General features: G+C 68.2%; 20 protein-coding genes, 2 tRNA genes and 1 other RNA gene. 18 read left to right on the forward strand and 5 right to left on the reverse strand.

Annotation, left to right across the window (positions count from 1 at the left end):
• Positions 1–20: 20 nt before the first annotated feature.
• The gene (locus JG540_RS03550) at positions 21–251 is read left to right on the forward strand and encodes a DUF6112 family protein (RefSeq protein ID WP_125226658.1); all 231 of its coding nucleotides are present in this window, start codon (positions 21–23) and stop codon (positions 249–251) included.
• Between the two features lie 569 nt (positions 252–820).
• On the opposite strand, the gene JG540_RS03555 is transcribed toward JG540_RS03550, so the two are convergent.
• From JG540_RS03555 to JG540_RS03565, 3 genes are all read right to left on the reverse strand, one after another.
• Positions 821–896 (reverse strand) — tRNA-His (locus tag JG540_RS03555).
• Positions 897–1,188: 292 nt separating this feature from the next.
• Positions 1,189–1,809, reverse strand: coding sequence for an oligoribonuclease (orn, locus tag JG540_RS03560; RefSeq protein ID WP_200278055.1), 621 nt, complete (start codon positions 1,807–1,809; stop codon positions 1,189–1,191).
• Positions 1,810–1,983: 174 nt separating this feature from the next.
• Positions 1,984–4,665, reverse strand: coding sequence for an ATP-binding cassette domain-containing protein (locus tag JG540_RS03565; RefSeq protein ID WP_325133335.1), 2,682 nt, complete (start codon positions 4,663–4,665; stop codon positions 1,984–1,986).
• A 200-nt stretch (positions 4,666–4,865) separates the two neighbouring features.
• Between JG540_RS03565 and JG540_RS03570 the strand changes: the two genes are divergently transcribed.
• The 9 genes from JG540_RS03570 to ssrA all read left to right on the forward strand — a co-directional run bounded on the left by JG540_RS03570 (position 4,866) and on the right by ssrA (position 13,365).
• Positions 4,866–4,938: transfer RNA gene (locus JG540_RS03570), tRNA-Arg, on the forward strand.
• Between the two features lie 67 nt (positions 4,939–5,005).
• Positions 5,006–6,631 carry a GTPase gene (locus JG540_RS03575; RefSeq protein WP_234042893.1) on the forward strand — a complete coding sequence of 542 codons (1,626 nt, stop codon included), beginning with the start codon at positions 5,006–5,008 and terminating at the stop codon, positions 6,629–6,631.
• Positions 6,628–8,076 (forward strand): GTPase, encoded by a 1,449-nt coding sequence (locus JG540_RS03580; RefSeq protein ID WP_200277315.1) that lies wholly within the window; start codon positions 6,628–6,630, stop codon positions 8,074–8,076. Before JG540_RS03575 ends, JG540_RS03580 begins: the two co-directional genes overlap by 4 nt.
• 147 nt (positions 8,077–8,223) lie before the next feature.
• Positions 8,224–8,856 (forward strand): single-stranded DNA-binding protein, encoded by a 633-nt coding sequence (locus JG540_RS03585; RefSeq protein ID WP_200277316.1) that lies wholly within the window; start codon positions 8,224–8,226, stop codon positions 8,854–8,856.
• Between the two features lie 386 nt (positions 8,857–9,242).
• Positions 9,243–9,932 carry a cell division ATP-binding protein FtsE gene (gene ftsE / locus JG540_RS03590; RefSeq protein WP_200277317.1) on the forward strand — a complete coding sequence of 230 codons (690 nt, stop codon included), beginning with the start codon at positions 9,243–9,245 and terminating at the stop codon, positions 9,930–9,932.
• 13 nt (positions 9,933–9,945) lie between these two features.
• Positions 9,946–10,863 (forward strand): permease-like cell division protein FtsX, encoded by a 918-nt coding sequence (gene ftsX, locus JG540_RS03595; protein ID WP_200277318.1) that lies wholly within the window; start codon positions 9,946–9,948, stop codon positions 10,861–10,863.
• Between the two features lie 5 nt (positions 10,864–10,868).
• The gene (locus tag JG540_RS03600; protein ID WP_200277319.1) at positions 10,869–12,227 is read left to right on the forward strand and encodes a M23 family metallopeptidase; all 1,359 of its coding nucleotides are present in this window, start codon (positions 10,869–10,871) and stop codon (positions 12,225–12,227) included.
• A gap of 129 nt (positions 12,228–12,356) precedes the next feature.
• Entirely contained in the window at positions 12,357–12,890 is a 534-nt protein-coding gene (gene smpB, locus JG540_RS03605; RefSeq protein ID WP_200277327.1) for an SsrA-binding protein SmpB, read from the forward strand.
• Positions 12,891–12,994: 104 nt separating this feature from the next.
• Positions 12,995–13,365, forward strand: a transfer-messenger RNA (tmRNA) gene (gene ssrA / locus JG540_RS03610).
• Between the two features lie 1,507 nt (positions 13,366–14,872).
• Here ssrA and JG540_RS03615 read toward each other — a convergent pair.
• Positions 14,873–16,849 carry a solute carrier family 23 protein gene (locus JG540_RS03615; protein WP_200277329.1) on the reverse strand — a complete coding sequence of 659 codons (1,977 nt, stop codon included), beginning with the start codon at positions 16,847–16,849 and terminating at the stop codon, positions 14,873–14,875.
• 592 nt (positions 16,850–17,441) lie between these two features.
• On the opposite strand from JG540_RS03615, the gene JG540_RS03620 reads away from it, so the two are divergent.
• Genes JG540_RS03620 through JG540_RS03630 form a run of 3 tightly spaced genes read left to right on the forward strand, consistent with a single transcriptional unit; the run spans position 17,442 to position 18,432 of the window.
• Positions 17,442–17,942: a RelA/SpoT domain-containing protein gene (locus tag JG540_RS03620; RefSeq protein WP_200277331.1), complete on the forward strand. Its 501-nt coding sequence runs from the start codon at positions 17,442–17,444 to the stop codon at positions 17,940–17,942.
• A gap of 11 nt (positions 17,943–17,953) precedes the next feature.
• Complete coding sequence (locus JG540_RS03625; RefSeq protein WP_200277333.1) at positions 17,954–18,157, forward strand: hypothetical protein; 204 nt, start codon at positions 17,954–17,956, stop codon at positions 18,155–18,157.
• Entirely contained in the window at positions 18,154–18,432 is a 279-nt protein-coding gene (locus JG540_RS03630; RefSeq protein ID WP_200277335.1) for a hypothetical protein, read from the forward strand. Before JG540_RS03625 ends, JG540_RS03630 begins: the two co-directional genes overlap by 4 nt.
• 81 nt (positions 18,433–18,513) lie before the next feature.
• Here the strand turns inward: JG540_RS03630 and JG540_RS03635 are convergent, their stop codons facing one another.
• Entirely contained in the window at positions 18,514–19,248 is a 735-nt protein-coding gene (locus JG540_RS03635; protein ID WP_200277337.1) for a FadR/GntR family transcriptional regulator, read from the reverse strand.
• Positions 19,249–19,408: 160 nt separating this feature from the next.
• Here JG540_RS03635 and JG540_RS03640 point away from each other — a divergent pair, with 160 nt between their 5' ends.
• The 5 genes from JG540_RS03640 to JG540_RS03660 all read left to right on the forward strand — a co-directional run bounded on the left by JG540_RS03640 (position 19,409) and on the right by JG540_RS03660 (position 26,168).
• Entirely contained in the window at positions 19,409–21,028 is a 1,620-nt protein-coding gene (locus JG540_RS03640) for an ABC transporter substrate-binding protein (RefSeq protein ID WP_200277339.1), read from the forward strand.
• Positions 21,029–21,255: 227 nt separating this feature from the next.
• Positions 21,256–22,221 carry an ABC transporter permease gene (locus JG540_RS03645; RefSeq protein WP_200277341.1) on the forward strand — a complete coding sequence of 322 codons (966 nt, stop codon included), beginning with the start codon at positions 21,256–21,258 and terminating at the stop codon, positions 22,219–22,221.
• Positions 22,221–24,380 (forward strand): dipeptide/oligopeptide/nickel ABC transporter permease/ATP-binding protein, encoded by a 2,160-nt coding sequence (locus tag JG540_RS03650; RefSeq protein ID WP_200277343.1) that lies wholly within the window; start codon positions 22,221–22,223, stop codon positions 24,378–24,380. The genes JG540_RS03645 and JG540_RS03650 overlap by 1 nt, the downstream gene beginning before the upstream one ends.
• The gene (locus tag JG540_RS03655) at positions 24,380–25,204 is read left to right on the forward strand and encodes an ATP-binding cassette domain-containing protein (RefSeq protein ID WP_200277345.1); all 825 of its coding nucleotides are present in this window, start codon (positions 24,380–24,382) and stop codon (positions 25,202–25,204) included. The genes JG540_RS03650 and JG540_RS03655 overlap by 1 nt, the downstream gene beginning before the upstream one ends.
• Positions 25,205–25,250: 46 nt before the next feature.
• Entirely contained in the window at positions 25,251–26,168 is a 918-nt protein-coding gene (locus JG540_RS03660) for a dihydrodipicolinate synthase family protein (protein ID WP_200277346.1), read from the forward strand.

The following is a 26,168-nucleotide window of genomic DNA, read 5'->3' on the forward strand; positions in this document are numbered from 1 at the left end:
GGGCGGCTTGGCGGCCTGCGATGAATGTGTTCCCCGGCTTCGACGGACTCAGCGGCATCGGAGGCCTCCGCGTCGTGGCCGGTGCTCTCCTGGCATTCGTCCTGATCGTCGCCGTCCTTCTGCTCATCGTCTCCGCGATTACATGGGCCATCGCCGCGGTGCACGGCAACTACGCCCCTGCCAGCAAGGGCGGAGTCGGCGTCCTGGTTGCTGTCGGCGCTGCCGTCCTTGCCGGTGGAGCGGCTGGTTGAACGGTTCTACGAGACGGTTCAGATCGACCCGGAGACCCGGCAGGCACTGTCGGGGATGTTGCATGCGAGGTTCGATCAGACGATGGCCGAGGGTGCGGGGGAGTTGGCTGATCTGGCTGCCCGCCGGACCCGTCTGGAGGACGAGCAGCGCAAACTGTTGCAGGCCCACTACGCGGGTGCGGTCCCGTTGGGGTTGTTGAAGCGGGAGCAGGACCGGATCACCGGATCACTGGAGACCATCGAGTACCGGCTGGCCGCGCATCACGGGCATTATGCGGACGCGCGGGCGAACCTGGACGACTCGCTGCGCCTGCTGGCTCATGTGGGTGACATCTATGCCCGTGCCGATGATGCGAACCGTCGGTTGTGTAATCAGGCGTTGTTCACGGCGATCTACATCGACGAGGACAACGACGTCCGGGTCGGGTATCGGAGTCCCTACGACGGGCTCGCCAACACCGATCTGCAGGCCGACGCCCTGACCTGGGCCGCCCGGGCACGAAAACAGGGCCAGGACGGAACCCCGACCAAGGGTGGTCCCTTGGTCGAAAGTTCACACCTGACCCATCTGGGGTGGCTGACGGGGCTTGAACCCGCGACCTCCTGGACCACAACCAGGCGCTCTGCCAACTGAGCTACAGCCACCATGCGCACCAAGCAGTGCAACGAGCGGTACTTTATCGGCTTCCGGTGCCGTGGCACCAATCGGTGCCAGGTGGGTTCGGTCACGTCCCGGCCGACGATGCGCCGTCGTCTTCCCCCTGACCGGGCCCCGCCGTCACCGACTGGTGCGAAACGGCTCGACTTGTGCGGTTTTTCGGCACAAGTCGAGCCGTTCCGCACAAGTGGGCGCGTGCACGAGCGGAGAGGGGGCACGTGTGCACGGGTGGGCACGTGCACGAGCGGGCGTGTGCACGAGTAGAAAGAGCGCGTGCGCTCAGATGGCGTCCCGAGTGGGGGAGGCGGCCACCCGCGCGGCAACCTCCTTGCACGTCTCCGAGCTGGGACCCTCACCAGCCGGGAAGAGCACCTCCCGGTAGTAGCGCAGCTCGTCAATGGACTCCAGGATGTCCGCCAGCGCCCGGTGCCCGCCGTGCTTCTCAGGGGAGTGGAAGAAGGTCCGCGGGTACCAGCGCTTAGCCAGCTCCTTGAGGGAGGAGACGTCCACCACCCGGTAGTGCAGGTGGTCGATCAGCTCCGGCATGTCCCGCGCCAGGAAGGCCTTGTCCGTGCCCACCGAGTTGCCCGCCAGCTGGGCGGTGCGGGCGGTAGGCACCAGGCGCTTGACGTACTCCATGACCGCGGCGGTGGCCTCCTCCAGGCTCAGGCCCTCCTCCAGGTCCGCCAGCAGCCCCGATGAGGTGTGCATCTGGCGCACGTAGTCCCCCATCTGCGCCAGCGCCTCAGCCGGAGGCTTGATCAGTACGTCCAGGCCAGGGGCGAGGGGACGCAGCTCGTAGTCGGTCACGACCACGGCCACCTCGACCAAGGCGTCAGCCTCCAGGTCCAGGCCGGTCATCTCGCAGTCGATCCAGACCAAAGGGTCAGAAGTGTCGATGTTTCGGCTCACAAGCGGGCAGTCTAGCCTTCCTGCGCCAGGGCTCTACGCCGTCGCCCGGCCGCGCCGCAGCCCGGCCGGGTCACCTACCTCCAGGCCAAGGCCCAGACCCCGGCACCGCCCCAGCCCTCAGCGACACGCCAAGGCCCCGGAGCCTCCACCCCAGCCCCAGCCTCAGCGCCGCCCCTGGCGGGCCAGGCCCACGAAGCAGATGGCCAGGCTCACGCAGGCCACCACCGACAGCATGCCCAGGTCCCACAGCCACTGGCCTGCCTCGTGCTGCCAGAGCGCGTCGTAGCGGCGCGGGGCGATCTCGTTGAGGTTTACCGTGGCGGCTGCCATCGAGTGACCCCAGCGGGAAGGCATCAGCCAGGACAGCTGCTCAAAGACCTTGCGGTCCACCACCGGGATCAGCCCGCCGGAGAGCACCAGCTGCCCCATGATCGAGACCACCAGCACCGGCATCACCTGCTCGGAGGAGGACACGAAGGAGGAGACCGCCAGGCCCAGCAGCCCAGAGGTGAAGGCGATCGCCCAGCAGGCCACCGCCAGCTCCAGGCCCGGGTTGCCCAGCAGGACCGCCTCGGTGGGGGCGTCGTTCAGGAGCAGGGCCGTGCCGCACATCAGCGCGGTCTGCACGGTGACGATCAGGGCCAGCATCAGGGACTTGGCGAACAGGTAGGCCCCCGAGCGCAGCCCCACCGCCTTCTCCCGCAGGAACACGTCCCGCTCACCGATCAGCTCACGGATCGTCACCGCCATGCCAGCGAAGGCGGAACCGGTGACCAGCACCACCAGCAGCTCCACCGCCTGTCCGGAGATCCGCGGGCAGGGCATCTCCGGGGTGGGCACGGGCAGCGGCGGCATCGCGAAACCGGTGTCACCGCTGATGGCCTTGGTGAGCAGCCCCATGACCAGCGGCAGCACCAGCATGAAGGCCAGGTAGGAGGGGTCTGCTGCGATGATCCGCATGTGGCGGCGCACCAGGGTGGAGAGCTGCCGCAGGGCGGACTGCTTGCGCGGGGCCGACGCCGGGGCCGAGCGGGCCACCGGGGCGGGCTGTCCGGCGCCCCGCCGGGTGGAGGGCACCACCTGCTCCAGGTGCCCGCGCAGCGGCTCGGTGTGGTTGCGGATCAGGGCGTAGACGTCCGCGTAGCCGTCGATCGCGCCCGGGTCGGCGAAACCGCCCCGGGGGGCCTGCAGCACCAGGGCCCCGGCCCGCGCCAGCTCAGCGTGCCGCTCCCGGAAGTAGGGGATCACCTCGCGGGGCGGGCCGAAGTACACTGGCTTGCCCCCCGCCGCCAGGATCAGGACCTTGTCCGCCCGGTCGATGTGGTTCTCGTTGTGGGTGACCACCATGACGGTGCGGCCGGTGTCCCCGGGGCGGGTGCCGTGCGCCAGGGTGGCCAGCAGGTCCATGACGTCGCGGTCCAGCTGGGGGTCCAGGCCTGAGGTCGGCTCGTCCAGGAACAGCAGCTTGGGCTTGGTGAGCAGCTCGATGGCGGTGGACACCCGCTTGCGCTGGCCCCCGGAGAGCTTCTTGACCCGCTTGTCCACGTGCTCGGTCAGGTCCAGGTCCTCCAGCACCTCCGCGATTCGCTGGGCCCGCTCCGCCTTGGTCAGGTCGGAGGCCAGCCGCAGCTCGGCGGCGTACTGGAGGGTCTGGCGCACGGTCAGCGCCGAGTGGACGACGTCGTTCTGCGGCACCACGCCGATCGAGTTACGCATGACGGCGTACTGCTCGTACACGTCGAAGCCGTTGAACAGGACCTGGCCGCTCTGCGCCTTCTGCTCCCCGGTCAGGGCCTTGAGCAGGGTGGACTTGCCTGCGCCGGAGGGACCCACCACCGCCAGCAGCTCGCCGCCGGGCAGGGAGAAGGAGACCTGGTCCAGCAGGCGCTTACCGTGGTCCACGGTGAAGACCAGGTCCTTGGCCACCAGGCCCTCGTCACCCTCCGCGGAGGTCTGCACCTGGCACACGCCGTCGGGGCTGATGGCGATGAGCGTGGCACCCATGGCCAGCACCAGCGGCCGGTCCACCAGCACCGTGCGCATCCGCTGGTTGCCTAGCCACACGCCGTTGGTGGAGCCCAGGTCGGTGACGACGATCCCCTGCGGGGTCAGGTCGACCCGGGCGTGGTGGGCGGAGACCAGCGGGTCGTCCTTGAGCACCAGGGTGTTGTCTGAGGCGCGACCGATAGTGCCGGAGGAGGTGATGCGGAACACCTGCAAGGTGGTGTGCCGGGAGTGTCCGCCCTCCGTGCGGGAGGCGGTATGCGCGCCCGGCTGGGGCATGACGCTGGTCTGCTGCGGGGAGGCTGGGGGGTGCCCCGTCACGGACTGGCTGGTCGAGGGGGAGGGGTAGCCGGTCACCGACTGGCTCAGGGAGGGCGACGGCGCCCCAGGCGTCCCGTAGCCGTGCGGGGCCTGGCGGCCTCCCTGATGCTGGCCGTAGTAGGCCGAGTTCGCGGAGGGGGAGGAAGGAGGGACCGGCCCCGCCGTCGGCGCAGAGGACGCTGGGGCGGAGGGCACCGGGGCGGCCCCCTGCGGTGCGGAGGGGGAGGCGGCTGCCGGGGAGCCGCCGGGCCGGGCGCCGTCGCCAGCCGGGGCGCTGACCGGCGTGAGCACCAGCACCGGCCCGGAGGCGTCACTGAGCTGGATGCGGGTGCCCTGCGTGATGAGGGCCTGGGTCTGCCGCTGCCCGTCCACCAGCATCCCGTTGCTGCCCAGGCACCGCACCTGCCAGCCCTCCGCCGTAGGGAACACCTCCAGGTGACGGCGGGAGACGATCGGTACGTTGACCACTACGTCGCACTGGTCCATGCGGCCCACGGTGAAGGCCCTGTCAAATGTCACAGGGGCCAGGGAACCCGGTGAGGAGAGCAGCCGCACGGCTATGGCGGAGGAAGGCACAGCGGTCCTTTCGCAGTGGCGGACGGCTTGGATGAGCCGCCACGGGACGTGTGAAAGGATACCGACAGCCTGGCCGTGCCGGAGAACGGTGGCCAGTGCCGTAGGCTGGGGCCGTTCCGGGCCGTCCAGCGCTGCCCGGCGCCGCCTCCATAGCTCAATGGATAGAGCAACGGCCTTCTAATCCGCAGGTTCCCGGTTCGAGTCCGGGTGGGGGCACTCTCGGTACCGCGGTTTGACTCTCTCGGTACCCGTTCTTGGCCTGCTTGCATCTATTGTATTGGCCATGCTCCCATCTGGTTCCAGGACCCCGACCCCCCAGGCAGGCAGCCCTGGTGAGGCGGCTGAGGCAGACGCGCTCAGCCGTGGCCGCCTGGTGGCTGTCCTGAGCGACCTGCTCGGGGACCTGGAGGACCTGGACCTGCGTCTGAACGCCCCCGGGGTGCAGGAGGCCCGCCAGCTGCGCGTGCGCCTCCAGTCCGAGGTGCGCGACCACGTACTGCCCCGCCTCAAGGACGCGGACGTCCCTGCCGTGGTGGTGGTGGGAGGCTCCACGGGGGCGGGCAAGTCCACCCTGGTCAACTCGCTCCTGCGGGCGGAGGTCTCCCAGGCCGGGGTGCTGCGCCCCACCACCCGCACGCCTGTGCTGGTGGTCAACCCTGAGGACGCGAAGATCATCGCTGCCCACCCGGTCGCGGAGGTCTGCCTGACCGTGACCTCCAAGGAGGTGCCCGCCGGGCTCGCCGTGATCGACGCCTCCGACCTGGACTCGGTGCACGAGGCCAACCGGGACCTGGCCGCACGCCTGCTGGAGGCCGCGGACCTGTGGCTGTTCGTGACCACCGCGGCCCGCTACGGGGACCAGACCCCCTGGGCGACCCTGGAGGACGCCGTCTCCCGGGGGACGGCGGTCGCCGTCGTCCTGAACCGGGTGCCGGCCAAGGTGCTCAGCGAGGTGCGCCGGGACCTGGTGGGGCGCCTGGCCTCCCTGGGGCTGGAGGACTCGCCGCTGTTCGTGGTCCCGGACGTCGGCCCGCACCAGGGGATGCTCCCGGCCGCGGAGACCGAGGCGGTCCACGACTGGCTCTGGCTCCTGGCGGGGCGGCACCGGGCGGCGAGCCTGCTGCGGCGCACCGGCAAGAGCCTGTGGGCCAGCCTGTGCCAGGACCTCACGCAGCTGGCCGACGACCTGGACGCCCAGGCCCGCGCCGCCAGCACCCTGGAGGAGGGGCGTACCGCGCTGCTCGGGGCCCCGGTCTCTGACCTGACCGGTGAGGTGCGGGTCGGCTCCTGCGGCCAGGGGGCTCCCACCACCCGCTGGCTGACCCTGGCCTCCTCCGGCGGGCCCCTGGCCGCGCTGGCCGCCCTCTCCCCAGGGGGACGGCTGCCTACGGGCCTGTTCGGCCGACGCACCCGCCAGCGCGGTGAGGCCCTGGAGCTGCTGGCCAAGGACGCCATGGACGCCGTGCACGCCCGCCTGGAGGCCACCCTGGTGGCCCTGTCCGCGGACCTGCGGGCCCTGTGGGCCGCGGCCGGGGCGGAGCCGCCTGCCGACATGGATGACGCCTCCCGCAAGGCCACCTCTGTGCTGGAGAGCTGGCGGGTGACGCTGCTGAAGGACTGCGGCGCCTCAGAGACTCCCCTAGGGCTGACTGAGGCGTCCCTGTCCGACCTGCTGGTGGCCGGGGCGGTCGGAGTCACCGGTGCGGCTAACGCCCTGCGCAGCCTGGGCCTGCAGCAGGAGAGCGACCAGGCCCGGGAGCTGTTGGCCGCGGCCTTGGAGAAGGCGGTACGCAAGCTGGTCCCGGCTGGTACCGCCCACCGCCTGGCCCCCGACCCTGGCCTGGCCGCAGCGCTGCGGCTGCGTGCCGCCGAGCTGCGCCCACTGACTCGCCCTGGAGAGACCCCATGACCATGCCTGTCCCCGAGCCGCTGGACTCCGCGCACCTGGAGGCGCGCCTTGAGCGTATGCACGCCGCCCTGGACCTGTGCCCGGGGGAGGTGCCCGCCTCCCTGGCGATCCCGGCACGCTCCGCCCTGGAGGACGTCTCCGACCGGCTGGCCCTGGGCGTGGACCACACGGTGGCTGCCTTCTTCGGGGGCACCGGCTCCGGCAAGTCCTCCCTGTTCAACGCGATCACCCAGCTGGAGTTCGCGGACGTGGGCGCCCGCCGTCCCACCACCTCCCAGGCCGCTGCCTGCTCCTGGGGCGACGACGCCGGGGCCCTGCTGGACTTCCTGGGGGTCTCTGAGCACCGGCGGATCCGCCGAGAGTCCCTGCTGGACGCCTCCGACCAGGAGGAGCTGGCTGGGCTGGTGCTGCTGGACGTGCCCGACTACGACTCCGTGACGCAGGCGCACGCCCTGCAGGTGGACCGGCTGGTGCCCCTGGCGGACCTGCTGGTGTGGGTGGTGGACCCGCAGAAGTACGCCGACGCCGCCCTGCACGAGGGCTACCTGCGCGGCCTGGGGGCGCGCCAGGAGGACATGCTTGTCCTGGTCAACCAGGTCGATACCCTGCCCGAGGGTGGGCAGGAGACCCTGGTGGCTGACGTGCGTAGGCTGCTGGACGCTGACGGGCTGGCCCGGGTCCAGGTGCTGCCGGTGTCTGCCACGCGCGGTGACAACCTGGCGGCCTTCCGGGAGGTACTGCGCGAGCGAGTCAGCCGCGAGTCCAACGCCGCCCGCACCGTGGCCGCGGAGATGGACGCGATCTCCCGCCGTCTGGCTGGCTGCGTGGCGGCTGGTCCGGTGGAGCTGGAGCCCGGGCTGGAGGAGCCCGTCGTCGAGGCCCTGCTGCGGGCTGCGGGCGCCCACGTGGTGTCTGACTCGGTGCGGGCGGCCCTGGCCTGGCCGCTGGGCCGGGCCCTGGCGCGGCCTGAGCCCCCAGCCCGTCCCGCGGTCGCGGCCGCCCAGACCACCTGGCTGCGGCGAGCCACCGCAGGGCTGCCCCAGGTGTGGCTGAGGTCGATTGAGGACGCCGTGGTCTCCCCGGACCAGCTGGCTGCCCAGACTGCTGAGGCGGTGGGTTCCGTGCCGCTTCCCCTGCGCAGCACGCCGCTGCTGCACCTCGGCTGGTGGGGCGGGGTGCTGCTGCTGGTGCTGGGGCTCTGTCTGGCGGTGGCTGCCGCCTTGCGGGGCCAGGCCCCGTGGATCGCCCTGGTGCTGCTGGTGCTGGGGCTGGTTCTGGCCGTGCTGTCCCAGCGCGCCCGCTCCCGGCGGGCGAGCCAGGAGGCTGGGCTCTACCTGGAGCAGGCGCGTCAGCGGGTGGAGTCGGTGGTGGAGCGGGGGTTGTCTGCCCCTACCGGCCGGGTGCTGGCCAGGCACCGGATCCTGCAGCAGGCCTTCGGGATGTGACCGGGTGCTGGCCGCGCTCCACAGGCGGTGGTGCGCAGGGGCGGCCCCCAGGAGGGGCGCTCGGGCGGCCAGGGGAGGGCCGGGGCAGGGCACCTTTGAGGTGACCGGCCACCACCCTGACCCGGCCGGCCAGAAGGAGCAGTCACCATGAGCCGCCAGATCGACCTGACCATCCAAGGAGTCGTAGGCACCGCCCCCGCGCTCAGCCGGGCTACCGGCAGGGCCTTCTGCCGCTTCCGGGTGGCGGTGACGCCCAGTCACCGTGAGGGGCAGGACTGGGTGGACGACCCCACCGTGTGGTTCACCGCCAAGGCCTGGGGAGCCCTGGCCGAGAACCTCAGCTTCTCCCTGTCCAAAGGGGACCCGGTGGTCCTGGTAGGCCGTTTCTCCCAGGAGAGGTGGGCCAATGAGCGCGGTTCAGGCGTGAGTAACGTGATCGGCCTGACCACCGCCGGGCACGACCTGTCCCGTGGGGAGTCCCGTTTCGGACGGCGGCTCGGTGGTCAGCGTTCCGAGGCGCTGGCCCCGGCGTCCGACACTCCGTCGGCGCAGGCTGACAGCGCGGAGCAGAAGGCCTGGAGCTCCCTCGCGGCGGGCACGCAGGCGGGGCCTGGGACAGCGGAGACAGGATGTGTGGTGGAACCCACATGCGAGCGCGAGGCTGAGCTTGAGGCGGGTCACGCGGAGGTCTCGGAGACAGAGGGGGCGGTTTCCAGTAGTCTCCCAGACTCTACCTGGGAGCTGCCTGTGTCCGACTTGGGTCCCGCCACGGGGGCATGAGGTGTAGGCGGCTGCGGTGTCCCTGTTATCCCAAGGGAAAGCCGCGGCTGCATACTGGCTGTGCTGGCGGTCACCTGGGTGGGTGAACCCTAGCAGTTCCTTAGGAAATGCATGAAAGTCGGCGTTTTCGCCGTCTGAGGCACATATTGTCTGACCTGTCGCGCCTGGGGGCTTCTGAGGGCCAGGGGGCCGTTAAGTGTTCAAAATTAGCAGTCTTCTTGCATGTGACAATCGTAAGCCGTTTGTGACATGAAGTGTCCTAGAATGTCATCGGAACGAGTCCAGAAAGAGCGTGTCTTAAACGATTCCACACCCCTAGGCTGCGTACCGTGACGTAGGTCTGAAAAGCAGGTCCGCGTGTATCCGCCACCGGGAGCGAGTAGCAAATGATCCGATTCGACCATGTCTCCAAGGTCTACAAGCGAGGTGCCCGCCCGGCCCTCGACGACGTGAGCCTGGAGGTCGGGCGCGGCGAGTTCGTGTTCCTCGTCGGTGCCTCCGGGTCGGGCAAGTCCACCTTCCTGAACCTGGTGCTGCGCACTGAGCGGCCCACCTCGGGCACCGTGCACGTGCTGGGCCGCGACCTGTCACAGGTCTCCTCCTGGCGGGTGCCCCAGCTGCGGCGCGAGATCGGCTTCGTGTTCCAGAACTTCGAGCTGCTGGAGAACAAGACCGTGGAGGAGAACGTGGCCCTGGTGCCGGAGGTGATCGGCAAGTCCCGTCACTTCATCAGCACCGCGGTGCCTGAGGCTCTGGACCTCGTCGGCCTGGGAGGCAAGGAGCGGCGATTCCCCCACGAGCTCTCCGGCGGCGAGCAGCAGCGCGTGGGCATCGCCCGGGCCATGGTCAACCGCCCCAAGATCCTCATGGCGGACGAGCCCACCGGAAACCTGGACCCTGCCACCTCGGTAGGGATCATGCGGGTGCTGGACCGCATCAACCGGCAGGGCACCACCGTGGTCATGGCGACCCACGACGTCGAGATCGTTGACCAGATGCGTAAGCGCGTCATTGAGCTGAGGCTCGGAGAGGTTGTGCGCGACCAGCAGCACGGCGTCTTCGGCTCGCACCTGTGAGGAAGGAGAGCAGATGCGCCTGCGTCGAATGCTGTCCGAGGCCGGAAAGGGCCTGGGGCGCAACCTGTCCATGACCGTCTCGGTAGTCCTGGTCGCCTTCGTCTCCCTCCTGTTCGTCGGCTCCTCCGCGCTGCTGCAGCAGCAGATCGGCGTGATGAAGGGCGAGTGGTACGACAAGGTCGAGGTATCGGTGTTCATGTGCCCGTCGCTGTCCGCCACCCCGCGCTGCGCCCAGGGGGAGGCCACCCCGGAGCAGCTGGCCGCCACCGAGGCGCTGCTGGGATCTGAGACCCTCAAGCCCTACGTGGAGTCCTACGAGATGGAGTCCAAGGCCGAGGCCTACAAGAACTTCATGAAGGCCTACGGTGAGCACAAGATCGGCCGTAACGCCACCGAGGACATGATGCCGGTGTCCTTCCGCATCAAGCTCGTGGACGTGGAGAAGTACCAAGTGGTGGCTGAGCAGTTCTCCGGGCGTGACGGCGTGGACCGCGTGGTGGACATGCGTGAGACCCTGGAGCCGCTGGTGGTGGTCATCAACCGGGCGTCCTGGATCACCGCCGGGCTCGCCGTCCTCATGGGGGTGGCGGCGGTGCTGCTGATCTCCACCACCATCCGCCTCTCCGCGCTCAGCCGGGCCAAGGAGGTGCGCATCATGCGCATGGTGGGGGCCTCCAACCTGTTCGTCCAGATGCCCTTCGTCCTGGAGGGCGCGATCGCCGCCCTGGTGGGTGCGGCCGGGGCCATCGCCGCCCTGTGGCTTGGTGTGCACTACATAGTGGACCGTTGGCTGGCCGACTCCATCTCCTTCACCACCGCGTTCATCTCCGCCGCTGACGTGGTCAGGCTCGCGCCCTGGCTGCTGCTGGCGGCCCTAGCGCTGGCCACCCTGTCCTCAGTGGTGTCCCTGTCCAAGTACACGAAGGTGTGATCCCTGTGAGCACAACCAAAGTCAGAAGAGTCCGTGCGGCCCGTGCTGGCCGCTGCGCACTGGTGGTGACGGCTGGGCTGGCCCTGGCGGTGCCCTCCCTGGGTGGTGCCGCTCTGGAGCCCCTGGGGCTGCGGCTCACCGCCGTCGCCGACGAGCGCTCCGACGCCGAGGCCAACCGCACCGACGCCCAGAGGCGCCAGCAGGAGCTGACCTCCTCGCTGGAAGGCGTCTCCAAGGAACTCGGCCAGGCCTACCTGGATCTCCAGAGCGCCACCACGAGCCTGACGCAGGCCGAGACCGAGCTCAGCGACGCTGAGACCGCCCTGGCGCAGAAGGAGCGCGAGCAGAAGACCGCCTCCGACCGCCTGGACGTGGCCAAGGCCGAGCAGGACACCATCAACACGCAGAACGCTGAGGCGGACAAGAACGTCTCAGAGAACCAGACGGCTATCGCCGAACTGGTGGTGGCCACCTACCAGGGCGACAACTCCCTGAGCTCGTGGAGCTTCGTACTGTCCTCCGAGAACGTGGACGACCTGACCACCCGGGCCTCCTCCGTGGAGATCGCCGCCGGGGTGGAGGAGAACGTCCTGACCGAGGCGGAGAACGAGCGCTCCCGCACCGCCAACCGCAAGGCCCGCCAGGACGCCGTCGCCGAACGGGTGACCACGCTGAAGAACGAGGCGGACGCGGCGCAGAAGGCGGCTGCTGACGCCAAGGCCACCGCCCAGACCAAGCGGGACGAGGTGGCCGCCCTCAAGGAGACCAAGCAGAGTGCGGTCAACAGTTTTGAGGAGCAGAAGAAGACCCTGGAGGCCCAGCAGGCCCAGGCCAAGCAGGACGAGGCGGCGGCAAACGCCGTCATCGCCGAGCTGGAGGAGCAGAACCGTCGGGCCCTGGCCCAGCAGGGTGGCTCCAGCGGCGGTGGAGGCGGCGGCGCGGCGGCCGCGGGCAGCCTCGGCGGCGGGGCGATCGGCCACCCGATCGCCGGCCCGCTGATCGTCAACTCGCCCTTCGGGTACCGGGTGCACCCCATCAGCGGCACCTACACGCTGCACGACGGCGTGGACCTGGCGGCCGGAGTCGGCGTGCCGCAGTACGCGGCTATCAGCGGCACGGTCAGGACCGGCTACAACGGGTCCTGCGGCAACTACGTGTTCATCAGCGGTATCGCTGGTGGGAACTCCGTCGTGGTGGGCTACTGCCACCTGTCCGGGCACTCGGTGTACAGCGGACAGTCCGTGTCCCAGGGGGACCAGATCGGGCTTACCGGCATGACCGGTGGCGTGACCGGCCCGCACGTGCACTTCTCCGTGCGTATCAACGGTGACTACGTGGACCCCATGTCCCTGCCAGGTTTCTGAGCAGGCATTACCTTCTGTAGCCGGCTGCGCGTAGGCTGATGCGCCGGAGCCGGGTGGCGCCGAGACCCTCCTGCAGGGAATCGGCGCCACCCCTCTGGCAAGCCACTGGTACACGCAGGAGGGGAGAGCATGGCCGCCAAGAAGCCGGTACCGCCCAGGAAGCCGACGGCGGGGGAGAAGGCCAAGGCCGCCTCCGACGCCCACAAGACGGTGGCGCGCAACAAGAAGGCCAGCCACGACTACTTCATTGAGGACCGCTACGAGGCTGGGCTCGTGCTTACCGGTACCGAGGTAAAGGCCCTGCGCATGGGGCGGGCCTCCCTGACCGAGGCGTGGATCGAGTTCGACCGTCACGGGGAGGCCTGGCTCCAGGGGGCGCACATACCCGAGTACCTGCAGGGCACCTGGAACAACCACAGCCCCCGCCGCAAGCGCAAGCTGCTGCTGCACCGCGCCGAGCTGGCCAGGCTCGCCAGCAAGGTGCAGGCCAAGGGATACACGGTGGTGCCGCTGGAGCTGTACTTCCTGGGTGGTCGGGCCAAGCTGGAGATCGCCCTGGCCCGTGGCAAGCAGGACTGGGACAAGCGTCAGGCCCTGCGGGAGGCGCAGGACAAGCGGGAGGCCCAGCGGGCCATGGCCGCCGCCAACCGCCGCCAGGGCTGAGATCTGAGGCACCTGGGCTGTATCGGGGCGCGCGGTGCTGCTAGAGTGGGTCTGTGTGGCGCTCCGGCGTCAGCGGTGGCATTCGCGCCATTGACAACTACACAGGGGATGATCGGTTTCGACGACGGTCGTGGGTTCAGGAGAAGCGGGCCGAGGATGCACAGTCATCTCGTCAACGCTCTGTGCGAACCAATAGGTGCCGATAACACTCGCACCGACTTCGCCCTCGCCGCCTGAGCGAGTTCCGAAGTCCGTCAGCCCGGGGACTGCTTCCGCCCCGGTTCCTGGCGTCATCTAGGGAGCCACTGCTGAGGTCCTGGGTCACCGGGGACCTCGGGACATCTAGGTGACTGAGCCCGTCGGCGTCCTTGTTCGCGTGAGACGCCGGGGCTGAGAAAAGCAGCAGCGAACTGCGCCCGGAGAAGTCCTGTTGCACCACCGCCGGACCGGGGTTCGATTCCCCGCATCTCCACCAATTGCCGCAATGTCGGCACTAAGGGCCTGCTCTGCCCCCAGCCCTGGGGGCAGAGCAGCCCCTTTACTGTTATCTGTACTTTCTGCGCTGGTGCCGCCTGAGGCATGGTTGCTGTGCTGCTCGGGCAGGTGGCGTGCTGGTGGGCGCGTTTTGTCACTCGTGGAGGATTAGAGTGTCCCCCTGCCGGAGAGTCCGGGGAGTTTTCGCCTTGATCGTGCGGTAGTTGAAAGCTCAGTGGTTGGTGTGGGGGCTTCTGGCCCTCCGTCAGTGACAGGTCTCCGCTCGCTGCGGCTGGATGTGGTCGTCCTTGAGGCGGTACCAGTAGGAGAAGCAGGCGATCAAGGCGAATCCGTGGCAGTAATCCACTCGCTGGCACTCGCCCAGGACTCATGCCTAAGCAAGGAACCGTACTGTACGGCGTCAATCATAAGCCTTGCTATCAGTGCGGCGCTAACGAAAGTAATGATTGAGCCCGTTGGGCTCGCGCCAGGTCCAGCTGGCTTGATGGGGCTCATGATTCACCTCGGCGAGTGCTGTTCGTGTGGCGGGGTGAAAGGCCCGTTGCTGTGGTCATCGCACACAGCCTGTGGGGCGGCTTACGCTCGGGAGCCTCGTTTCTGTGATCTTGTCCCCGGTGATCTGAGTGCTGGTGCTCTGGTACTTTGTGGTGCTTGAGACGGCGGTGCGGCCCACTGTGGCCGCCTGCTGGCAGCCCCCGCTAAGCGAGCACCTGCTTGAGAGCTGCGATTAGTTTAAGTCTAAGAGAAAGCTATAGCGATGAGCTCCTTACACGAGCCTCTGGATCGTTCCTTCGTTTCTACTGGGGAACAAGAGGCTGGAACGAATGGAATAAGCATGGGGCCGTGTGCCGGGCAGGAGTACCGCGCTAGCGCTGGGCAGCCTGGCAGCCTTGACCGCAGGCGCTAGCAAAGTCGATGCCGAATGCTGATGGCCTGACTGCTACCCCTAGCCTCACTGGTGCCCCCCCCCACAGGCCTCCCGCCCTCACCTCCGTTGCCACCAGAAACCGGCAGAGGCCCCTCCTACTGTCAAGGAGTCAGCGGCTCCCGGTGGTTTCAGGGGGACATGCCAGCACGGGCTTTCCGCGACGGCCTACAGGTACGCCAGAACGGCTGGGCGAGTATGACGGGCCACTAGTTCTGGTTCGAATGTAGTGCCGACGGCCTTCACGGCCGGTGGCTGTGCCACGGTATCGACTATTACTACCTGCGGGGCAACGGGGCCATGGTCACGGGCTGGCTCAAGGACGGGGGGGGACCTGGTACCACCTGGAAGGCAGCGGGGCCATGGCCACCGGCACCGTGAGCATCGACGGACGGCGCTCACGCTTCAGCACCTCGGGGGCCTGGCTCGGGTACGCCTGAGACAAGGCAGGGCCTGGCTGGACCACCTGACCACCTGCCAGCCACCTAGGAGCGTCTATGCCACGGGGGGCGTCCGCAAAAGGGACGCCCCCCGTGCTGCATCCTTGACCTGCCGTCGTCGCTCAGCCCAGCTGCTCGAACTTGCGCACCCAGGCGGTGCGGATCGGGTTGGCGTCCGCCACCATCTGGTCAAAGCGCTCGTCAGCGATGTCGATCACCTCGCCCAGGGCCACCCGGGCCTCCCGGGTGGGGGAGGACTCCACCCGCTGCCAGCCGCGGGCGATCAGCTGGGAGCGGCTGTCCAGGCGCTCCACGCACATCACCAGGGGCCGGGAGAAGCGCTCCCGGTAGGCCTCGGACAGGGCACGTAGCTCGGCGGCCTCGGCGTCGTCGAGCTCACCCAGCGCCAGTGAGGCCGTGTCCAGCTCCGCCTGACTGTCAGCGCTGGAAGGGACCAGCAGCTCGGCAATGTCCCGGTACCCCTGGACCAGGCTCTCCTGCTCCGGGGCGCTGGCAGAAAGCACCACGTCCTCGAATGCCTGGCGCAGCGCGCTGGTGGAGGCGAAGGGCCGCTGCTCCCAGGCACGCTCCGCGGGCCAGGTGGCCCCCGTGAACAAGGGGGAGAGCGCCTCAACGAACTCCTGGCGGCCCATCGCGTTGACCTGCTCCAGGCTCACCGTGCGGCCCGCCACCAGGGCCACGTCCGCGCTGTCGGCCCGGCCCAGGTGGAAGAACACTACGTTCAGGATGATCGCCGTCAGGGAGCCGATAGTTACCCCGGAGCCGAACAGGATCTGCAGCCAGGCAGGCATGCTCGCAGACACCTCCGGCTTGAAGGTCACCAGCAGCGCCAGCCCCAGCGAGGTGGAGACGATCACCGCGTTACGGTTGTCCTTAAGGTCCACCTTTGCCAGGGTCTGGATGCCCACCACCGCCACGGAGGCGAACATGGCCAGGCTGGCCCCGCCGATAACCGGGCCGGGGATAGCGGCCACCACCGCCCCCGCCTTGGGCAGCATGCCCAGCAGCAGCATGATCACCCCGGCCACGGCCACCACCCAGCGGGACTTGACCCTGGTGAGCCGTACCAGGCCCACGTTCTGGGCGAAGCAGGTGTAGGGGAAGGAGTTGAGCACCCCGCCCAGCACGGTGGATAGGCCGTCCGCCCGCAGGGCCGCCGAGATGTGCCTGGGGGTGATGCGCCTGCCCACCACCTCGCCGGTGGCAAAGACGTCCCCTGTGGTCTCCACCGCCGTCACCGCCATCACGATCACCATGGACAGGACGCCGGTGGCGGACAGCTGGGGCACCCCGAAGAAGAAGGGCGTGGTCACCCCGACCGGGGCCGCCGTCGCCACCTCAGCAAAGCTCACGTCCCCCAGGGCCGCCGCCACGGCCGTGGACACCACCAGCCCGATCAGCACGGAGATGGTGGAGATGAATCCCTTGAAGGCGCGCTGGACCGCCACGATCAGCAGGACGGTGAGCAGCGCGTAGCCCAGGCCCTTGAGAGTCAGGGCGCTGAGCGCCTCGGGGGAGGTTCCCTCAGGGGCGTAGGCGGCCAGGGAGACCACGTCCCCGGCGGATACGCCCAGCAGCGTGGTCCCCATGATCGTCAGCAGCGTGCCGGTTACCACCGGCGGGAAGAAGCGCAGCAGCCGCGCAAAGTACGGTGCCGCCAGGAAGGTGATCAGACCTGCGGCGATGATCGAGCCGTACATGGTGGGCAGGCCCGCGTTGCCGCCCTGCCCCCCGGAGGCGGCCAGGCCGATAGCGATCAGGGGGGAGACGGCGGTGAAGGTCACGCCCTGGATCAGTGGCAGGCGCACCCCGATACGGGGGCCGAGCCCCACCGACTGGATCAGGGTGGCGATCCCGCAGGTGAACAGGTCCGCGTTGATCAGGTGGATAGTGGTCTGCGGGTCCAGGTTCAGGCCCTGGGAGATCACCAGCGGCACCACCACCGCCCCGGCGTAGAAGGCCAGCACGTGCTGGATCCCCAGCACCGTGAGCCTCCCGGCCGGAGGGACCTGGTCCACCGGGTGCCTGCCGGAGATCGGGGGAGTAGGAGTGACTGCCGTGGTGCTGCTCAAAGCCATACCTGTCCTTCAGCGCCTGAGAGAGGGGTGCTTGCAGGCGTATTCTCCCCACCGCTGTTCACTGGCTCGAAACCAGGACGGCGTCAGTATGCCGCCCTGGACGCCGGGGATATCCCCAGTTCCCGTGGGGAAGAGCGGGCAGAAGTGGTAGAACGGGGATCGGAGGCGGGACAAGAGCCTTCGCGTTCCGTCCCGGCTGCAAGACACGAAACCAGTATGCTCGAGAGGAACGTCATGGACCGCCGTGCCTTAGCTCTGGCTGCTCTAGGAGCAGTCTTGTCCTGCGGAGCCCTGCTGGCTCTAGTGACCCAGGCCGCACCACCAGCCTTGCGCCTGGTCTCCTGGACGCTGTGGGGAGTATCTGTGGGGATTAGCGTCTCCAGCGTTGCCGTCGCCGTCAGGTCGCAGGGGCGACGATGACAGGCTGCCTGTGGCTGTGAGCCGCCCGGTTTGCTGCGTTGGGCTCGGGCTGCAGCAGGAGGGGAAGGGCACGATGGCCTGTTGCAGCTGCATCCGCCAGCCGCTGGTTCTGCGGACGCTCGAACTGGGCAAGGAGGCATGAGTGGTGGCTGGGCAACCGTCCAAGAAGCGTGTGGACAAGGCTGGCAGGAGGCTGCGCCGCTCGCTTACAGGCCGGACGACCGGCTTGGACCCGGAAGTCCTGGAAGAGGACAAGCATGTCGTCAACGCCTTCAGGTCCAGTCACCGGCAGCCCATGAACGCCGCAAGCATGGGGCTGAGGTCTTTTGTGCGCGCTGCCAAATGCCGCGAGCCGAGTATCTCGCAGCGGCTTAAGAGGTGGGAGTCGCTGTCGACGAAGCTTGTCGCCCACCCAACCCTTGCGCTCTCAAGGATGCAGGACATCGCTGGCTGTCGCGCCGTGCTGGCTGACCTTGACGAGATCCGGCGTGTCCAACAGCGGATCGAGAAGAACCGGCCGGTCCTGAGCGTGGTGGACTACATCAGCCACCCCAAGGCCTCCGGGTACCGTGGTGTGCATGTCGTCGTCGAGTATGGCGGCACGGGTGGGAAGTATCCGCCGCGCCCCGTCGAGATCCAGCTGCGCACCAAGTGGATGCACAGTGGGCGATAACCGTTGAGCAGATGACTGCGCTCCTCGCCCCGGTCGAGTCCGGCCCTGTAGACCTGAAACGTGGGATCGGCCCGCAGGAAGCGCTTGACCTTCTCAGTGTGATTTCTGAGGTCATGGCAGCAAGGGAGTTGGCAGTTGAGGCCGGTTCGGATACTCTGAAGAGGCTTGAGTCCGCACGTGCGGCCTATGTCGCCTACCTGGGGAGGAAGGCATGAAGCGGAGCGCCTTAGAGCACTTCATCCTCGTCTACGACCACGCGGACGAGAGGCTCCGCGAGGAGATCCCGTTCGGCAGTGACAGTGACGCCGCAGTCGCCGCATACATGGAGCTTGAGGAGCAGTACCGGAACGACAAGGGGATCGAGATCGTACTCATCGGCTCTGACTCCTTCGACACGATCAAGCGTACGCACGCCAACTACTTCGCGGACTCTCGGGACGCCCTCATCACTGACCCTCTGCTCCGGGACCTGCTCGACTCCGTACAGTAACCTCTCCTCGAGGTCGCTGCCGCGGTCGCCGCAGCAGCGTGCACGCGGGCACGCCCCGGCGTCGACGTCGGTGGTTGCCCCTCAGCCCTGGGACAGGGCGCTCATCAGCGGCAGGTAGTGCTCCTGGACCGCGTCCCGGTAGGCCTCCACGTCCCCTTGGCGGGCGGCCTGGAGCATCTGGGCGTGGGCCTGGGCGGTACGGCTGATGTCCTCGGAGGTGGGTGCGCCCATGAGCGGGATCGTCAAGGTGTGCACTGCCCAGAAGGCCTCCGTAAGGTTGCGGAACAGGTGGTTGTCCAGGGGGGCCAGCAGCATCGAGTGGAAGGCTTGGTCCTGCTCGGTGAACAGCCGGCCCGCCTCCGCCAGGGCGGTCATCTCCTCCACTACCTGGTTTAGCTCGTCGTCCTGCCTGCCGGTCCACACGCGCACCACCTCCTCGGCCAGGGCCAGGTCCAGGGTGCGCCGCACCTGCACCACGTCACGCAGGGCCCGGTAGTCGTCACCGGGGCTGAGCCGCCCGCGGAACACCAGCGACTCGACCATCGGACGCATGGAGACCTGCCCCACGAACATGCCGTGGCCGTGGCGCACCTCCACGATGTCCAGGGCCACCAGGGTGCGTACCGCCTCCCGTACCGAGGAGCGGGAGACCCCCAGGGTGGCGCAGAGCTGTGACTCGGTGGGCAGAGGGGCGCCGGGGGCCAGGTTCTCCTTGATGATGTAGTCCTTTATGGCGGCGATCGCCGTGGAGGACTGCGTGTTGGGGGTGGTGGTCAGCGAGCTCAAGGTCTCGGCGTGTGCGGGGATGGACGGCATTGTCCGGTCTCCTTTGCAGGATCTGGCTTACAGGTGTGTCCTGGCTCGCAGTGAGGACGCAGATCTGCTGGCTTGATCTTGTTGCACAGGAGCCGGGTTGTGCTGCTAGAGTCATCCTACCAACGTCAGACATAAGACGTCCGACTTCAGGAGAGAATCAATGGCGATCCAGACTCTCGCGGGCAGCCGCCGCGACTTCTTCAAGCTCTCTGGCACGATCGGCCTGGCCGCCGGCCTTGCCGCCACCCTCGCTGCCTGTGGCGGAGGTGACTCCAAGAAGACCGGTGCCGCTGCTGGCGGCACTGACGGTGCCAAGGCCACGAAGTCCGATGGTGCGATCGTCGCGGGTATCTCCTACGAGCTGGGGACCAACGGCTACGACCCGATGACCACCACCGCTGCCCTGACCGTCGCCGCTAACTGGCACACCATGGAGGGCCTCACCGAGCTCCACCCCAAGACCCGCGAGTGCTACGCCGCTCTCGGCAAGGACAAGCCCACCAAGGTTGACGACACCACCTACGAGGTCACCCTGCGTGACGGCGCCAAGTTCTCCGACGGCACCGACGTCACCGTCGACGACGTCGTCTTCTCCTTCGAGCGCGTGCTCGACCCGGCCAACAAGTCCCTGTACTCCCAGTTCATCTCCTTCCTGGACAAGGTGGAGAAGAAGGACGACAAGACCGTCACCATCAAGACCAAGTTCCCCTACTCCCTGGTCGCCGAGCGCATCAGCGTCGTCAAGATCGTTCCCAAGGCCCTGGTCGAGAAGGACGCCAAGGCCTTCGACCTCATGCCCGTGGGCACCGGCCCCTACAAGATGACCGACAACGGCGCGGGCTCCCAGAACGTCGTCTTCGAGCGCAACGACAACTACAACGGCCCCCAGCCAGCCCTGGTCAAGACCATGACCTGGCAGGTCCTGCCCGATGACACCACCCGCACCAACGCCATGACCTCCGGGAGTGTCCAGGCCATCGACGCCGTGCCGGTCGCCAACCTGAGCTCGATCGCCAAGGATCCGGTGAAGGTCGCTGCGGAGTCCGGCTTCTCGCTTCTCTTCGCGATGTTCAACCACCAGACCTTCTCCGACCCCAAGGTGCGTCAGGCTGTGATGTACGCCCTGGACTACGACAAGATCTGCCAGAACGGCATGGGGACCCTGGCTGTGCCCGCCAAGAGCTTCGTGCACGAGAAGCACCCGGCCTACAAGGACGCCAAGGTGGTCTACACCTACGACGTGGAGAAGGCCAAGTCCCTGCTGGCCGAGGCTGGGGTCACCGAGATCAACCTGCTGTGCTCGAACCACGGCTGGTTCGCGCAGGTGCGTCCGATCATCAAGGAGAACCTGGCTGCCCTGGGCGTCACGGTCAACTACGAGGAGAAGAAGTCCGCCGACGTCTACTCCTTCGTGGACGGTAACGAGGGCAAGTGGGACGTCGTCGTCGCTCCTGGTGACCCCTCAGTCTTCGGTAACGACGCCGACCTGCTCATGCGCTGGTGGTACTCCGGCGACGCCTGGACCGACCAGCGTATGCACTGGAAGGGCAGCGAGAGCTACACCAAGGTCCAGAGCATGCTCGACGAGGCCGTGCGGCTCGAGGGTGACGCGCAGATCGCCAAGTGGCAGGAGATCTTCGACTTCCTGTCCGAGGAGCTGCCGCTGTACCCGATCTTCCACCGCAAGACCCCGACGGCCTACGACTCCTCCAAGCTGGTGGACTTCCAGCCCATCGCGCTGACCGGTCTGTCCTTCGTGGGGGTGGGCTCCCAGGCCTGATCCTCTCTGCTGGTGCCGGGCGCCGTGGCTTCTTGCTGCGGTGCCCGGCGCCTGCTTTCTGCGTGGGTGTGCGCTAGCGGTAACGGGGAGGTTCACGACAAGTCCCGACCCGGACTTGCCATCCGACGTCAGACATCAGACAATTAACTGGTCGGCAAAGCCGCCGTCCACTCCGCGTGCCACCCCAGACCCTGGGGGCGCGGACACGAGAGCAAAGGAGCATCCAAGTGTCCAACCTCCTCCGCCTGATCGGACGGCGCCTAATCGCGCTGCCTTTCATGGTGCTGGGTGTGACGCTGCTCGTCTTCGTCGTCATGTCCTTCTCCCCGGCCGACCCGGCGCGCCTGGCGCTGGGAGAGGCCGCCTCGGCTGACGCCCTCGAGCAGTACCGCATCCAGCACGGCCTCAACGACCCGCTCCCAGTCCGGTTCGTCCGCTACCTGGGGGGACTGCTGCACGGTGACCTTGGTGAGTCCTTCACCGGCGTGGACATCGGCGACCTGATTTCCACGTCCTTCCCCATCACCCTGCAGCTGACCTTCATCGGGATCTTCCTGGCCGTGGTGCTCGCCCTGTTCCTGGGCGTCATCGCCGCCCTCTACCGGGACCGCTGGCCCGACCAGGTGATCCGCGTGATCTCCATCCTCTGTCTGGCCACCCCCTCCTTCTGGCTGGCCCTGCTGCTCATCCAGTGGTTCGCGGACGTGCCCGGCGGCGCCCAGTGGTTCCCCTCAGTCGTCACCAAGTGGGTCAGCTTCAGCGAGAACCCGGCTGAGTACATCCGTCAGGTCACCCTGCCGGCCTTCGCGGTCGCCGTGCCCAACACCGGCACGCTCACCCGGGTGGTTCGTACCGCCATGGTCGAGGAGCTTGACCGTGACTACGTGCGCACCGCGATCGGTGGCGGCATCCCCAAGCACGTGGTGGTGGCCCGTAACGTGCTGCGCAACGCCCTGATCACCCCCCTGACGGTGCTGGGCCTGCGCCTGGGCTACGCCATGGGGGGTGCGGTGGTCATCGAGATCATCTTCAACATCCGGGGCATGGGCCAGCTCATCTTCGAGGGCATCACCCGCAACGACGTCAACATCGTCCAGGGCGTGTCGATCACCGTGGCCGCCGCGTTCATCATCATCAACATCGTGGTTGACATGCTGTACGTGCTGGTCAACCCGCGGATCAGGAGCATCTGATGCTGCACCGTCGCAAGCTTGACAAGGTTGCCGCACCCGGCATGCGCTTCCAGGGCTGGAAGGCCCTGCCCCTGGGCTCCAAGATCGCCGTCCTGGTCCTGGGGCTGGTGACCCTGATGGCCGTGCTGGCCCCGGTAGTGGCCCCATACGACCCCGCTACCACCGGCCTGGCTGAGGCCAAGACGGTCACCCACATCGAGGGCCTGGAGGACCTGGTGGTCTCCGACCCCGCCACCAAGCCCTCCCTCAAGCACCTGTTCGGCACCGACGGCAGCGGACGGGACGCCTTCTCCCGGGCCGTCTACGGTGGTCGGGTCTCCCTGGTCGTCGGCCTGAGCGCCACCGGACTGGCCCTGGCTGCCGCGGCCCTGCTCGGCTCCATCGCCGCCACCAGCCGCAAGTGGATCTCCGAGAGCCTCATGCGCTTCCTGGACGTGCTGATGTCCTTCCCCGGCATCGCCCTGGCCGCAGTGCTGGTGCTGGCCATGTCCGCTACCAAGATGCCCATCATCATGGTCATCATCATCGCGACCGCCATCGTCTACACCCCACAGCTCACCCGCGTGGTGCGGGCCAACATCCTGGCCCAGTTCGGTGAGGACTACGTGGCCGCCTCCAAGGTCATGGGCGCCCGCGTGCCCTGGATCCTGACCAAGCACGTGGTCCGCAACTGCATCGCCCCGATCATGGTCTACGCCACGGTGCTGGTGGCCGACGCCATCGTATTCGAGGCCTCCCTGTCCTTCATCGGCACCGGCATCCAGGCCGTCAACACCCCCACTTGGGGCAACATGCTCTCCGAGGGCAAGGCCCTGCTGCTCAGCGGCCACTGGTGGACGACCTTCTTCCCCGGCCTGATGATCCTGATCACCACGCTCTGCCTGAACATCCTCTCCGAGGGCCTCACCGACGCCATGGCCTCGCCGCGCATCCGCAAGAAGGTGGACGTCCAGGCTGACGAGGAGGCCCTGGAGACCCAGGCCGCCTGGCGCGAGGCCGAGGGCGCCGTAGCCGCCAACGCCGAGCTGCCCCCCGGTGCCGTGGACAAGGACCCCGAGGGCTCCGTCTCCGGCCTGACCGGCACCACCGCCGTCGCCGCCGCCGAGGACACGCCGCTCTCCGAGCGCCTGGCCCAGCTGCGGGTAGCCGAGCTGGCCCGCGCCGACCGCCTCGTCTACCAGGACCAGGAGGCGGAGCCGGTGCTGGAGGTCAAGAACCTCTCCATCGCCTTCCCGGCCCAGCACGGTGAGGTCAGCATCGTGGACAAGGTGTCCTTCTCCGTGCGCCCCGGCGAGACCATGGGCCTGGTGGGGGAGTCCGGCTGCGGCAAGTCCATCTCCTCCATGGCGGTCATGGGGCTGCTGCCCCCCACCGCCCGTGTCACCGGCGAGATACTGTTCAAGGGCCAGGACCTGCTCAAGCTCACCCCCGAGCAGCACAACGCGCTGCGCGGGCACGAGATGAGCATGATCTACCAGGACGCGCTCTCCTCCCTGAACCCCTCCATGCTCATCTCCGCCCAGATGAAGCAGCTCACCAAGCGCGGCGGCACCCGGCCCGCTGAGGATCTGCTGGAGCTGGTGGGACTGGACCCCGTGCGCACGCTCAGGAGCTACCCGCACGAGCTCTCCGGCGGCCAGCGCCAGCGCGTGCTGATCGCCATGGCCCTGACCCGCGACCCCAGCCTCGTCATAGCCGACGAGCCCACCACCGCCTTGGACGTCACCGTCCAGAAGCAGGTCGTGGACCTGCTCAACGACCTGCGTGAGAAGCTTGGCTTCGCCATGGTCTTCGTGTCCCACGACCTGGCCCTGGTGGCCAAGCTCGCCCACCGGATCACCGTCATGTACGCGGGCCAGGTGGTGGAGCAGGCGGACACCACGGAGCTGCTGTCCAACCCCGTGCACGAGTACACCCGTGGCCTGCTCGGCGCGGTCCTGTCCATCGAGGCGGGCTCCAACCGCCTGCACCAGGTCCGCGGCACCGTCCCCAGCCCCTCGGAGTTCGTCAAGGGCGACCGCTTCGCGCCCCGCTCCTCCTACCCGGAGGTGGGCCTGGAGACCCGTCCCGTCCTCAAGCCCGTGCCCCAGGGCGCGGCGGACCACGTATACGCAGTCACGCCTGAGCTGGAGGCGCTGCTCGCTAAGGAGGCCCACTGATGAGCGACGCAAGGTACAGCGGCTGGAACCCGCAGACCGACCCGGTCATCGAGCTCAGGAACGCCCACGTCATCCACAAGTCCCGCACCGGCGGCCTGTTCAGGCCGGACACGGTGCACGCCGTCAACGACGTGTCCGTGAGCGTGCGGCGGGGCGAGACCCTGGGCCTGGTCGGGGAGTCCGGCTGCGGCAAGTCCACCACCGCCCGGGTGATGGTCGGCCTGCAGGAGCTCACCAAGGGTGAGGTCCTCTTCAAGGGCCGCCGGCTCGGGCACACCGCGGCGGACCGCCGGGAGCTGGGACGCGCCGTGTCCGTGGTCTTCCAGGACCCGGCCACCGCGCTCAACCCCCGCATGATCGTGCACGACACGCTCATCGACCCGCTCAACGTCCACGGCATTGGCAGTCCGGCTGAGCGCGAGGCCAAGGTCAAGGACCTGCTGCACCTGGTGGGCCTGCCTCCCTCGGCGCTGGACGTCCTGCCCCGGCAGATCTCCGGCGGGCAGCGCCAGCGCGTGGCTATCGCCCGGGCCCTGGCCCTGGACCCGGACATCATCGTGGCCGACGAGCCCACCTCCGCCCTGGACGTGTCCGTGCGCGCGCAGGTGCTCAACCTCCTGCAGGACCTCAAGGCCTCCCTGGGGCTGGGACTGGTCTTCATCAGCCACGACATCAACACCGTGCGCTACGTCTCTGACCGGATCGCGGTCATGTACTTCGGGAGGATCCTGGAGATGAACACGACCCAGGAGATCTTCAACAACCCGCAGCAGGAGTACACCCGCACGCTGCTGTCTGCCGTGCCCTCCCTGCTGGACCACTGAAGTCTCAGCCACCCCTTCCCAAAGACCCAGAAAGAAGAACAAACACATGGACACCCGTTTTACCGGCGTCATCCCCCCGGTCATCACCCCCTTCAAGGACGGGCAGATCGACTTCGACAGCCTGGGGCGCGTCATTGACTTCCTGATCGAGGGCGGCGTCAACGGCCTGTTCGTCGGCGGTTCCTCCGGCGAGGTGGCCTACCTGACCGACGCCCAGCGTGACGAGTCCGTCAGGTACACCGTCGAGCGCGTGGCCGGGCGCGTACCTGTGCTCGCCGGGGCGATCGACACCACCGCGCACCGGGTCATCGAGCAGGCCAAGCGGGCCGAGGCCCTGGGGGCCGACGCCGTGGTCGCCGCCTGCCCCTTCTACGCGATCAACGACATGGGCGAGATCGCCGACCACTTCCGGGCGATTGCGGCCGCGATCAACGTGCCGCTGTTCGCCTACGACGTGCCCGTGCGCCTCAACGGCAAGAAGCTAAGCCGCGACCTGCTGGTCCAGCTGGGCAAGGAAGGCGTCCTGGCCGGGGTCAAGGACTCCTCCGGCGACGACGTCGGCTTCCGCCGCCTGGTGGCCGCCAACGAGCAGGCCGGTCACCCGCTGGCCCTGCTCACCGGCCACGAGTGCGTGGTCGACGGCATGCTGCTGCTGGGCGGCGACGGCGTGGTGCCCGGCTACGGCAACGTCGAGCCCCGTAGCTACGCCGACATGTGGGCTGCCTCCCGCCGCGGAGACTGGGCCGAGGTGCGCCGTCTGCAGGACAAGATCTGTGCCGGCTTCGAGATCGTGTTCGTGCCCCAGGGCCGCTCCGGCGACGCCACCGGCATCGGGGCCTTTAAGACCGTGATGGCGGCCCAGGGCACCATTGCCAGCAACGAGATGGCCTACCCCGTCAAGGCCCTTGAGGGGGAGACCAAGGCCGGGATCTTGGCGATCGCCCGCGAGCAGGGCCTGATCTGA

It is taken from the genome of Actinomyces weissii (genome assembly GCF_016598775.1).
GTDB classification, from domain to species: Bacteria; Actinomycetota; Actinomycetes; order Actinomycetales; family Actinomycetaceae; genus Actinomyces; species Actinomyces weissii.